General features: G+C 63.8%; 12 protein-coding genes and 1 pseudogene. 5 read left to right on the top strand and 8 right to left on the bottom strand.

Going from position 1 to position 11,792, the window contains the following annotated elements; all coding sequences use genetic code 11:
- Entirely contained in the window at window positions 1-579 is a 579-nt protein-coding gene (locus CAF53_RS12550) for a nitroreductase (RefSeq protein ID WP_100238799.1), read from the top strand.
- A 72-nt stretch (window positions 580-651) separates the two neighbouring features.
- On the top strand, window positions 652-996 hold the full coding sequence (locus CAF53_RS12545; RefSeq protein WP_046763388.1) for a GntR family transcriptional regulator: 345 nt from the start codon (window positions 652-654) through the stop codon (window positions 994-996).
- Between the two features lie 54 nt (window positions 997-1,050).
- On the opposite strand, the pseudogene prsR reads toward CAF53_RS12545, so the two are convergent.
- From prsR to CAF53_RS12515, 7 genes and pseudogenes are all read right to left on the bottom strand, one after another.
- Window positions 1,051-2,414, bottom strand: a pseudogene (gene prsR, locus CAF53_RS12540) (PEP-CTERM-box response regulator transcription factor).
- Entirely contained in the window at window positions 2,414-4,486 is a 2,073-nt protein-coding gene (gene prsK / locus CAF53_RS12535; RefSeq protein WP_046763390.1) for an XrtA/PEP-CTERM system histidine kinase PrsK, read from the bottom strand. The pseudogene prsR and the gene prsK overlap by 1 nt, the downstream one beginning before the upstream one ends.
- A 12-nt stretch (window positions 4,487-4,498) precedes the next feature.
- On the bottom strand, window positions 4,499-5,887 hold the full coding sequence (locus tag CAF53_RS12530; protein ID WP_046763391.1) for a TIGR03013 family XrtA/PEP-CTERM system glycosyltransferase: 1,389 nt from the start codon (window positions 5,885-5,887) through the stop codon (window positions 4,499-4,501).
- 228 nt (window positions 5,888-6,115) lie between these two features.
- Complete coding sequence (locus CAF53_RS12525) at window positions 6,116-6,388, bottom strand: hypothetical protein (RefSeq protein ID WP_242443436.1); 273 nt, start codon at window positions 6,386-6,388, stop codon at window positions 6,116-6,118.
- Window positions 6,389-6,440: 52 nt separating this feature from the next.
- On the bottom strand, window positions 6,441-7,088 hold the full coding sequence (locus CAF53_RS12520; protein ID WP_100238228.1) for a sigma-70 family RNA polymerase sigma factor: 648 nt from the start codon (window positions 7,086-7,088) through the stop codon (window positions 6,441-6,443).
- A gap of 117 nt (window positions 7,089-7,205) precedes the next feature.
- Window positions 7,206-7,364 (bottom strand): hypothetical protein, encoded by a 159-nt coding sequence (locus CAF53_RS27090; RefSeq protein ID WP_157035729.1) that lies wholly within the window; start codon window positions 7,362-7,364, stop codon window positions 7,206-7,208.
- Window positions 7,365-7,427: 63 nt separating this feature from the next.
- Complete coding sequence (locus tag CAF53_RS12515; protein ID WP_046763395.1) at window positions 7,428-8,222, bottom strand: response regulator; 795 nt, start codon at window positions 8,220-8,222, stop codon at window positions 7,428-7,430.
- Between the two features lie 81 nt (window positions 8,223-8,303).
- On the opposite strand from CAF53_RS12515, the gene CAF53_RS27085 reads away from it, so the two are divergent.
- The 3 genes from CAF53_RS27085 (at window position 8,304) to CAF53_RS12505 (ending at window position 10,578) form a co-directional block, all read left to right on the top strand.
- Complete coding sequence (locus CAF53_RS27085; RefSeq protein ID WP_157035730.1) at window positions 8,304-8,540, top strand: hypothetical protein; 237 nt, start codon at window positions 8,304-8,306, stop codon at window positions 8,538-8,540.
- Between the two features lie 36 nt (window positions 8,541-8,576).
- On the top strand, window positions 8,577-8,831 hold the full coding sequence (locus CAF53_RS12510) for a NepR family anti-sigma factor (RefSeq protein WP_046763396.1): 255 nt from the start codon (window positions 8,577-8,579) through the stop codon (window positions 8,829-8,831).
- Between the two features lie 238 nt (window positions 8,832-9,069).
- The gene (locus CAF53_RS12505) at window positions 9,070-10,578 is read left to right on the top strand and encodes a sensor histidine kinase (protein ID WP_100238797.1); all 1,509 of its coding nucleotides are present in this window, start codon (window positions 9,070-9,072) and stop codon (window positions 10,576-10,578) included.
- 29 nt (window positions 10,579-10,607) lie between these two features.
- Here CAF53_RS12505 and tgt read toward each other — a convergent pair whose 3' ends face one another.
- Window positions 10,608-11,738: a tRNA guanosine(34) transglycosylase Tgt gene (gene tgt, locus CAF53_RS12500; protein WP_046763397.1), complete on the bottom strand. Its 1,131-nt coding sequence runs from the start codon at window positions 11,736-11,738 to the stop codon at window positions 10,608-10,610.
- Window positions 11,739-11,792 lie beyond the last annotated feature (54 nt).

Raw genomic sequence — 11,792 nt, 5'->3', positions numbered from 1 at the left:
ATGTTCAACGATCTCCGTTCCCCGCTCTCGCTCCTCCAGACCCGCCGTTCCGGCAAGCCCCGCGACCTGGTAGCGCCCGGCCCCGATGCAGGCCAGCTGCGCGCGATATTGGATGTCGCGCTGCGCACCCCCGATCATGGCAAGCTGGCGCCGTGGCGCTTCGTCATCGTCCCGTCGGAGCGGCGCGACGCGCTCGCCGATCTGCTGGAAAGCGCCTATCGCACCGAAAAGCCTGACGCCGGACGGCTGGAGATCGAAGCGATGCGCCAGTTCGCGCATCAGGCCCCCGCCTTGATCGTCGCCCTTTCCGCGCCGGTCGCGAGCAGCAAGATTCCGGTCTGGGAACAGGAACTGTCCGCCGGCGCGGCGATCATGAACCTGCTGCACGCCACCCATGCGCTGGGTTTTGCGGGCGGATGGCTGACCGGCTGGCCCGCCTATAATGAAGATGTCCGCGCAGCCTTCGCGCGGGGGGATGAACGGATCGCGGGCTTCGTTTTCATCGGCACGCCGGGCAAAGCGCAAGAAGAACGGCCACGGCCAGAATATGATAATGTAGTTTCCATCTGGGACAGATAGTTACGCAGTTAGCGTCCCGTTGAGAAACTCCCAGCCTTGACCCGAATGGCTGTATTATGTCACTGAAGCACTATGGCCGACGACTCCAAGCCCGTCTATCTCCGCCTGCGTGAGATCATCGCCGCCTCCATCCTGGACGGGGCGTTTCGCGATGGCGACATGCTCCCCTCGGTCCGCGCACTGGCCGCGCAGCAGGGGGCCAATCCGCTGACGGTGGCCAAGGCCTATCAATGTTTCCAGGATGACGAACTGGTGGTGGTGAAGCGCGGTGTCGGCATGTTCGTCGCGGATGGCGCCACGAGGCGGCTGCGTGAGATGGAGCGGGCCAAATTCCTGGACACGGTGTGGCCGCCAGTAGCCGAACAGATCAGGCGGCTGGGGATCGATGTCGCCGATCTGGACATGCAACGGGCCTGATATTCCAGAGCATGAGCGGATCGGGCCGGAAGAGGATATGTCGGATGGCCGCCCTCAATTCTGCATCTGATACTGTTTGAGCAGATCGTAGAGCGTCGGGCGACTGATCCCGAGAATCTTGGCAGCGCCGGAAATATTGCCGTCGGTCCGCGCAATGGCCCGGCGGATGGCGCGGCGGTCAGCCATTTCCCGGGCGGCCTTGAGGTTCACCATATCCCCACCCTCGGTGCGATCGCCGTCCAGATCCAGGTCGGCGGCGGTCACATGCTTGCCGTCGGCCATGATGACGGCGCGCTTCATGCGGTTTTCCAGTTCGCGCACATTGCCCGGCCAGCCCCAGCTGTCGAGCGCGGCCAGCGCATCGGGCGCCAGGCCCTTGACCTGCGGGTTCATGTCCTTGGCGAAGCGATGGAGGAAATGCCGCGCCAGCAGCGCCGGGTCGCCGGGCCGGTCCTTGAGCGCGGGAATGCGCACGACGATCTCGGCCAGACGGTAATAGAGATCCTCGCGGAAAGTCCCCGCCGCGATCATGTCTTCCAGATTCTGGTGCGTGGCGCAGACGATCCGGGTGTCGACCTGGATCGGCTGGCGCCCGCCGATCCGCTCGATGACGCGTTCCTGAAGGAAGCGGAGCAGTTTCACCTGCAAGGCCAGCGGAATGTCACCCACTTCATCGAGGAACAATGTGCCGCCCTGCGCCAACTCGATCTTGCCGGGCGTGGTCTTGATCGCCCCGGTGAAGGCCCCTTCTCATGCCCGAACAGTTCGGCTTCCAGCAGCGTTTCGGGTATCGCCGCGCAGTTGATCGCGACGAAGGCCCCCTCACGCCGCGGGCTGGCATCATGCAGGCCCTGCGCCAGCAATTCCTTGCCCGTGCCGCTCGCGCCCAGCAACAGCACGGAAACGTCCGCACCCGCCACGCGCTCTATCGTGCGGGCGACCTTCATCATCTCCGGCGCGGCAGTGATCAGCCGCCCCAGCACCCGCCCGCTCTCCGGCGCGGTTTCGGCCAGCCGCGCATTTTCCTTCTCCAACGCATGGACATGGAAGGCGCGGCGGACGATCAGCCCCAGTTCGTCGATGTCGACCGGCTTCTGATAGAAATCATAGGCGCCGCCGGAAATGGCATGGAGCGCACTTTCCCGCGCGCCATGGCCGGAAGCAACGATGACCTTCGTGTCGGGCTTGATCCGCAATATCTCGGCCAGCGTAGCGAAACCCTCGCTGGTGCCGTCGGGATCGGGCGGTAGGCCGAGGTCCAGCGTCACCACGTCGGGCGCCTGCTCGCGCAGCATCTCGATCGCCTCCTCGCGGTCGCCCGCGATGAAGAGCTGATATTCCTCATAGGCCCAGCGCAATTGCCGCTGGAGGCCCGGATCGTCCTCGACGATCAGCAATTTCGGTCGCGTGTCGCTCATTAGGCGGCCTTCCCCCTGTCAATGTCCGTCCGCGCCAATGGCAGGCGCAACGTGAACCGGCTCCCCATGCCGGGCCTGCTTTCCACATCGATCCGGCCGCCCATGGCCTGGGCCAGCGCGCGCGCCTCGAACGCGCCGATGCCGAAGCCCCCCGCCTTGCTGGACGAGAAGGGCTTGAACAGATCGCGGCGGATGAATTCGGCGGTCATGCCCCGGCCCTGATCGATCACGGCGATCAACGCGTCCTCGCCGTCCGTCGAGAGCCGCAATTCCACAGGACTGCCGGATGCGCTGGCATCGATGGCGTTCTGGAGCAGGTGTATCAATATCTGTTCCACCCGCGCCGGATCGGCCAGGGCCAAGGGCGCTTCCCCCGTGACACTGATCGGATGCTGACGCGATCGGGTACGCGCGACCTGCCGCGTCACCTCGTCCAGCGCCATGGGACGCGGTTCTTCCACCCTGCCCTTGTTATGCTGCGACAGGCGGGCAAGCATATCGTTCATCTTGCCCACGGATTCCTGGAGCGTCAGCACCATGTCGGCGCGGAAATCGGGATTGTCGGCATGACGCTCCGCATTCCGGGCAAGCAGGGAAAGCTGGCTCACCAGATTCTTGACGTCGTGGATGATGAAGGCGAAGCGGCGGTTGAACTCCTCGAACCGCTGGGCATCGTCCAGCGCCTGCTGGCCCTGCGCCTCGCTCAGATAGCTGGCGGCCTGCCGTCCGGCGGCGCGCAGCATGTCGAAATCCTCCCAGTCCAGCCGCCGGTCGATCGGCGGCCGGGCCAGCAGGATCGCCCCGATCAGCCGGTTGAAATGGATCAGCGGCACCAGCGCCCAGGCACGACGCTCCTCGCTCATCCAGCCCGGCGCAACGACCTCTCCCGCGCCGCTCGGCGGGCGGTCGACATCGATGATCCAGCCGCTCTGCTCGATCAGCAACGCGAGCGGCGCGGGGACCACGGCGCCATCGGGCAGTTCGCCGGTCCAGTTCCACTGCGTTTCGAAAGCCAGCGCGCCATCCTCGGCCCGCAGCATCAGGATGGCGGCGGGGGAATCGGTAATGTCCGCCACCGCCTTCGCCACTCGCTCACCGAGCGGCATGGCATTGTCTCCGGGGCGCCCTATGGTGTCGCCGAAACGCATCCATTCGGTGCGATAATCGTAGCGATGCTGGAAGAAATGCTTGGCCACCTGCACTTTCCAGAAGGCGCGCAGGCGGCGGGAGGGCAACAGCACCAGCGCGCTGACCGCCATGAAGAAGACACAGCCGATCTCGACCAGCCGGGCATAGGGACCAGCAACCAGTTCCAGCAACACCGCCGCCGCCACCAGCACCACGCCGTAAAGCGCCACCGCCGCCAGCGAGAGCGATTTCAGGGCCAGCGTGCGCGACAATTGCAACCGCCCCGCCATGTCGTTGCGGAGACCCGCGCCGATGACCGGGGCGAGCAAGGCCATCATCGGTCCGCGCAGGGCGTAAAGTTCATTCGCGCGGTGCATCGCGAAGGTGGCGATGGCATAGAGGTTGAGGTCATAGGTCCACATCGCCGCCAGCGCGCCCAGCAGCAGCGCGACCCGCCCTCGATCCTGCGCGGGCCAGCTGATGTAAAGATGATGGACCAGCATCAGGCCACCGATCGCGGTCATCATGTGCAGCACCAGCGAGACATGGATGAGAGCGCGGTGCAGATCGCTCGCCGTCGGCAGTTGCCGCCAGATGATGTCGGTGAAGGTCTGGAGCAGGAGCAGGCCCGCCACCGCGGCATAGACCGAACCGATCGCCACCAGCGATCCCGCTCGTCCCGCCGTCCCCTGCCGCAGCATGACGAACAGCAGCAGCAGCCAGGCAGCGTTGCGGATATTCTCGCCGATGCCGGTCAGCGGCTTGTCCACCCCGCCGAACGACACATAGAGCGACCAGCAGGATGTGAGCAGCAGCGCGGCGGCCAGCAGGCGCTGTTCCGGCGCCTCGTCGCGGCGGCGCAGGATGAAGATGCCGAGCGCCGCGAACAGCACCGCCGCCAGCGCGTGCCCCCAGTCCCCGATAAATTGCAGCAACGTGCCCATCGCCCGCCTCCCTCAGCGCGCGCCTTCGGGCCAGAGGATGACCCGCAGCGTCTGGATGAGGATCAGGAGATCCAGGAAGGGCGTGTAATTCTTGGCATAATAGAGGTCATATTCCAGCTTGTGCCGGGCATCCTCGATCGAAGCGCCATAGGGATAGTTGATCTGTGCCCAGCCGGTGATGCCGGGCTTCACCATATGGCGCTCGGCATAATAGCGCAGATGCTGTTCCAGATCCTCGACGAACTGGCGGCGTTCGGGACGCGGGCCGACGAAGCTCATCTCTCCTTTCAGCACCGTCCAGGTCTGGGGCAATTCGTCGATGCGCAGCTTGCGCAGCCAATAGCCCAGACGCGTGATGCGCGGATCGTCCTTCTCCGCCCAGACCGCCTGGCCGGACAGTTCCGCATCCTGCCGCATGGTGCGCAACTTCACGATCCAGAATTCCTCGCCGAACAGGCCGACGCGCTGCTGGCGGTAGAAAGCCGGGCCCTTGCTGGTGAGTTTCACCAGAAGCGCCGCGAGCAGGATGACCGGGCCGGTCAACAACAGCAGGATCGAACTGGCGACGATGTCGAACAATCGCTTGGCAATGCTGGAGAGGCGCCGGCCGGCGGAAAAACCGTCGGAAAAGATCAGCCAGCTCGGGTTCACGCTGTCCAGGTCGACGCGCCCCGTCTCCCGCTCCAGGAAGGTGGAGATTTCGTTCACATGGACGCCGGTGGTCTTGATCCGCAGCAGGTCGGACAGCGGCAGGGCGTTGCGGCGTTCCTCCAGTGCCAGCACGACCTCGCTCGCGCCCAGACGCACGACGAAATCGGCCAGATTGTAGATGGCGTTGCGGTTGATCGCTTCGGGGATCACCTGCGCGCCGTCGTTCATGGCGATATAGCCGACGACGAGGAAGCCCGAACCCTTGCGTTCCTCGATCTCCCGGATGCGATGGGCGCGGTTGCCCGCGCCCAGCACGACGAGCCTGCGCTTGAAGGCCTCGCCGCCCAGCATCGACCCCAGCAAGAGGCGGATCGTCAGCAACAGGCCGATCGCCAGGCCCATGGCATAGAGCGAGTTGGACCGCCAGAGCGTGATGTCCGGCAGGACGAAATGCATGACCGACAGGAACAGCACGCCCAGCGAAATCGCCACCAACAGGCGCGCGAGGGCATAGCGGATCGATTGCAGCGCCTCCGTACCGTAGACGCCGACGGCGATCATGGCCGTCTGAATAGACACGGCGAAGCTGGCCAACGGCCCGATGCGGGTCATGACGGGATCGACATCCATGCCGATCTGGTGCGCGCGCAAGATCCAGCCACCCTCCGCCGCGCCGATCAGCAGCATGCAATCCAGCAGGCCGAGCAACAGCACCGCATGCGGCACATAATGTTTGAACAATCTTATCATTCGTCGCGCGTTCCCGCTGCGCCCCGCGGGCGGACAGATGGCCGGATCGCCTTACAGTGATTGTAAGAAAATCCGACACGCCGTCACATTGCACGACAATCGCAAAGAATTTCTGAACGAGACACGCTGGAAGTGAGCCGACGGATCGGGCATGAAAATGCCGCGCTTCAGGGGCCGGGCCGGGCCGCCTTCCCCCGCAGACGCGCAATGCGCCCCGGTCGTTCAGCCTCACTCGTGGTTCTGGAGCCTGTCGGCAGCATTTTTCGCCGCATTTCCGACCACGCGAGCCGCACTGTCGGGCGCATCGGCGGCGTCGATCAAGGCATCGGCCCCACGATCATGATTGCCCTTGGTGGCGTAAAAGAAACCAACCGCCAGGATCAATGCCAATGCCACCAGAATGAAGATGATCAAGCTGCCGCGCGACCGGCCCGTCGGCCGGGTCGATTCATTCAAATTGTCGAAGGGCGTGGAGGACTCGTTTCTCCGATCCTCGGCCATTCTCCTTCTCCTGTCGTAGCGACCAACATGGAAGGCGAAACCTTAACATAGATTATTCCCGATCAGGGTCAGTATCTTCCTTCGCTTCGCGGCCGCGGCTCAGCCGGTCGACATCATCCATGATCTCGTCCAGCACCGCGACGTCGCTGCTATCCTGGCTTCGACGCGATGGCAGTTCGCCATTTTCCAGAATCTGCTCCAGCGCCGCCCGGCCACGCGCCACGCGGCTCTTGATCGTGCCCACCGCCACGCCGCAGATTTCGGCCGCTTCCTCATAGGCGAAACCGCCCGCACCGACCAGGATCAGCGCCTCGCGCTGCGGCTGAGGCAATTGCAGCAGGGCGCGCTGCATGTCGGACAGTTCGACATGCTTGTCTTGCCCGGCCGGTGCTGCCAGCAGGCGGTCCGCAGCCAGATCGTCCCAATCCCCCCGGAACCGCGAACGGCGCATCTGCGAGAGATAATGGTTGCGCAGGATGATGAAAGTCCAGGCCCGCATATTGGTGCCCGCCTGAAAACGGGACCGGGCCGCCCATGCCTTCAACAGCGTTTCCTGCACCAGGTCATCGGCCACATCGCGATTGCCCGACAGCGATCGGCCAAAGGCACGCAGATGCGGAATGACGGCCGCCAGTTCATGCTTGAAATCAGTATCCGACAGGGCCTCGCGCTCGCCATCCGGACCTACGCTATCGGTCATGGACACAACCCCCTCATCGGCTGTCGCCCTCGCTGCATGAACCGAAGTCGTCAAAGCCATATCCGCGTCCGCATCCTAACCTTACGCTGCCCGGGGGCCAAATTACCGAGGCGCTCTTTAATAGCCCCACACTATCACGATCATCACGATAATGGCGAGTGTGAGGGAAATACCCAACACATAACGCACGACATGCGGCGTGGAACCCGCCCGGGCTTTTTCGGTGGCGATATGCTGCTCCTGCTCGACCATGAGCTTCTCCCGATCGTTACGCATCAATAACGCGGGCCCCGGGCCGGGGTTCCGTTTTCGCCCCAATTTTCCAGGATAATCAGCCGCTCAGACTGGCGCGGTCGCTTCGTCGAAGAACAACGCCTGGGAAATCGCGGCTTTCACGGTGGAACGCTGGAACGGCTTGGTGATGAGGAATGTGGGTTCCGGTCGTTCGCCGGTCAGCAGGCGTTCCGGGAAGGCGGTGATGAAAATCACCGGCACGGAAAATTCCGCCAATATGTCCTTCACCGCATCGATGCCGCTGGAATCGTCGGCCAGTTGGATATCGGCGAGCACCAGGCCGGGTCGCTCCGCCATCGCTTCGCGTACCGCATCCTCGCGCGTGACGGCGATCGCGGTGACTTCATGGCCCAGGTCGCGGACGATCGTCTCTATATCCATGGCGATGATCGGCTCATCTTCGATGATCAGCACCTTGGCGCGGGTCTGCGCCTCGATCTCGCTCAACGCTTCCTTCACCAGTTCCTCGACATCGTCGCTGTCGAGACCGATCAGATAGCCGACATCGTCGACCGTGAAGCCCTCCAGCGCCGTCAGCAGCAGCGCCTGGCGGGGCAAGGGCGTCAGCCGGGCGAGTCGTGCCTGGGCAATCGCCTCCTGACCGTCGGCGCCCGAAAGCAGCGGTCCGTCTTCCAGGTGGGAGGATGACCAGATGGCATGAAAAGTCTTGTAGAGGCCCAGGCGGGGATCGACCGTGCTGGGAAATTCGTCCGGCGCCGCGACGATCGCTTCCAGCGTCGCGCGGACATAGGCATCACCATGCGCCTGACTGCCTGTCAGCGCACGGGCATAACGACGCAGAAAAGGAAGATGGGGGTGAAGTTGCTGACCAAGCGACATCTGTAAAAATTCTCCCAGCCCGTTGGGCGCCGTTGTTCCAACACATTCTGTTTCGAAACATTCGCCAACGAAGGAAAATGGATGGACGATGCCGATGTGGCAAGCCCCCTTTTCCCCCTGTTGAAATCAGGCGTGCATCCCGGCCATGGCCCCAACCATGACGCGATCGCGCCGTCCGATTTCCCTTGCCGAATGGCCGGCAGGGCAAAAAATGCTTCGGACAAGGGAACCATCAAGCACAGAATTTGTTTCACTGGCGTTCGGTTTTTTCGAATTTCTTTGGAATTTTCTGTTTTCATACCCCCGACGCTGAATTGACGTCATGGGGGAAAGCCGCAAGAAGAGCAGGCGGGCATGGTGATATTGGCTGCAGAGGGGCGTGTTTTGGTTGCTTCAACGACGGAACGGGATGTGACGGGAGGGGACAAGAAAGATGTCAGCGCCAACACTCCGGGTTCTGGCGTGAAGAGCAGCGCGGCCCGCAAGAAGCGGGTATCGGGGGCCAAGAATGACGGCCAGGTTGGCAATGCGCTGCGTTCCGTCTATCAACGCACAGTCGAGGAAGATATTCCTGCCGAAATGCTGGACCTCCTCAGCAAACTGGACTGACCTCCTTCTATCATCGGCCCGTTGAAAAAGGCGAAAGGCGCTATGGCGCGGATTGCGATGTGCAGCGTCGATTTCCCTTGCCAGCGGCCCCGCGCGATCCCAAAACCGGCCCTGCCCATTCAGCACCAGGTCCATGCTCACTAGCCTTGAGCCGCCAGCGGCGCAGGACGGCCCGACCGCGGCCGCACCCTCCTTCCTGCACAGATTGAACGCGGTGCCGCAGTCCACCGGCGTCAAGATGTTCCTGATCCTGACGTTGGCACTGTTGCCCCTGGGGCTGATCGCGCTGGTCGCATCGCTTCAGGCAATCCGCACGACCGATCTGGAAAAGGAAGCGCTGCTGCGGGTCGCGGTCACCCAAAGCGCGCGGAAATTGTCCGCCGATCTCACATCGGACCGCACTGCGCTGATGCTGACGGCCAACAGTTTCGCGGTCTCCGGGCCTGATCGCGCGATGTGTGCGCGTCTCTCGATCTTCCTGGCTTCACATGATCGCGGGGGCGGACGCTATTATATCTACGACCGAGGCGGGCGGCGCCTGTGCGGATCGCCGCAGCCCGAGCCGGACGGGCTGGCGCCGGAGCGCCGCTTTTCCGTCCGGGCGATGCACTTGCTGCCGCGCAGCCAGTTTCTCGTCAATCCGGTGCAGAGCCGCGACGGTACCGTCGTTGCGCTCGCTTATTATCCGCGCGCCTATCTGGAGGCGATCACCAGCCCTGCGGGCGCCCTGCCCAACCGCCAGATCAGCCTGCGTCAAGGCCGGGACAGCCTGGTCATCACCCAGCCGTCCAGCCTGCCTCAAAGCCGCAGCACCACCCTTTCCGCCCGGCTCGATCCGTCCGACATGATCCTGACCATGACGATGCGCGACCCGCCGGTGACGCTGGTGCGGATGCTCTCGCTATTCCTGCCGCTCGTCATGTGGTTCGCGGCGGCGGCGATCGGCTGGTTCGTCGTCAACCGGCTGCTCATCCGGCCACTGGTGCTGCTGCGCCGGTCGGTGGCCACCTACCACCCCGGCGAAGTACTGGAACCGATGCGCCGCATCCGAACCCCGGCGCAGGAAATCGTCGCTTTGGGCGACACCTTCCGCGAGATCAGCGAGGATGTCGCCACGCACGAAGCAGAGATGGCCGAAAGCCTGGAAACCCAGCGCAAACTCACGCGGGAAGTCCATCACCGGGTCAAGAACAACCTCCAGATCATCGCCAGCCTCATCAACCTGCACGCGCGGTCGGCCCATGATGCCGAAGCGGTCGAGGCCTATGCGACGATCCAGCGGCGGGTCGACGCGCTTTCCGTCGTCCATCGCAACCATTATGCGGAACTGGAGGAGCATCGCGGCGTGGGCGTGCGTTCACTGATCAGCGAACTGTCCGCCAGCCTGCGCGCCACCGCGCCAGCCGAAGCGCGCCGCTTCGGCATTCAGATCGACAGCGACAATCTGCATATCAGTCAGGATGTGGCGGTGCCGGTCGCCTTCCTGCTGACGGAACTGGTGGAACTGGCCATGCTATCCAATCCGCGCGCGACGATGCACATCTCCGTGCAGTTGGAGGACGATCGTGAGGATCGAGCCGTTCTGCGCATCGCCTCCCCCGCCCTGCGCGCATCGCAGGAGATGAGCGAGCGGCTCGAGGACCGCTATGGCCGGGTGCTGACCGGGCTTTCCCGGCAACTGGGCGCGCCGCTGGAGCATGATTCGGAGGCCGGGGATTATGCCATCGCCATCACGGTGCTTCCCTGATTTTCCGGCCTGTTTTCTCCGGCTGAGCGTCAGGCGCGCTGATAATCCCGCCTGAAATCGGCGGCGAAGCCGGCAAACCGGCCTTCTGCAATGCTGTCGCGGATTGCCTGCATCAACGCCTGGTAGAAATGGATATTATGCTGGGTCATCAGCATCGCGCCCAGCATCTCTCCCGCCTTGACCAGATGGTGCAGATAGGCGCGGCTCCAGGTCGCGCAGACCGGGCAGCCGCAGCGCGGATCGAGCGGCCCCATATCTTCGGCGAAGCGCGCATTGCGGATGTTGAGCGGCCCCGCCCAGGTAAAGGCCTGTCCATTGCGTCCACTACGCGTGGGCAGCACGCAGTCGAACATGTCGATCCCGCGTTCGACCGCGCCGACGATATCGTCCGGCTTGCCCACGCCCATCAGGTAGCGCGGTTTGTCCACCGGCAACATGCCGGGTGCAAAGTCGAGCGTGGCGAACATCGCCTCCTGCCCCTCGCCCACGGCAAGACCACCGACGGCATAGCCATCAAAGCCGATATCGATCAGCTTTTCCGCCGAAATCCGCCGCAGTCCTTCGTCAAGCGATCCCTGCTGGATGCCGAACAGGGCGGCGCGCTCCGCATGCTCCCCGCCCGCGTCAAAGCCTTCGCGTGAACGCCTGGCCCAGCGCATGGAGCGCTCCATCGACTTCGCCGCTTCGTCATGGGTGCAGCCATTTTTGGTGCACTCGTCGAAGGCCATGACGATATCGCTGTCCAGCAAACGCTGGATTTCCATCGAACGCTCCGGCGTCAGCATATGCTTCGACCCGTCGATATGACTGGAGAAGGCGACCCCCTCCTCGCTCATCCTCGTGAGCGCGCTTAGGCTCATCACCTGATAACCGCCGCTGTCGGTGAGGATCGGCCGGTCCCAGCCCATGAAGCCGTGCAGACCGCCCAGCCGCGCCATGCGCTCGGCGCCGGGACGCAGCATCAGATGATAGGTATTGCCCAGGATGATGTCCGCCCCGGTCGCGCGCACCTCGGCAGGGCGCATCGCCTTGACGGTGGCGGCGGTGCCGACCGGCATGAAGGCGGGCGTTCGGATGTCGCCCCGGCGCATCCGGATCGTGCCGGCGCGGGCCTTGCCATCGGTGGCGGCTATGGAAAAGGAAAAGCGGGAATTTGTCACAGCGCGCGCTGTAGGAGCGAACGGCGCCTCAGACAAGGCCGCCCGCGCGCACCG

Origin of the sequence: Sphingobium sp. LB126, from assembly GCF_002795205.1 — a bacterium.
GTDB lineage: Bacteria > Pseudomonadota > Alphaproteobacteria > Sphingomonadales > Sphingomonadaceae > Sphingobium > Sphingobium chungbukense.
This window is presented reverse-complemented; position numbering and strand designations above follow the sequence as displayed.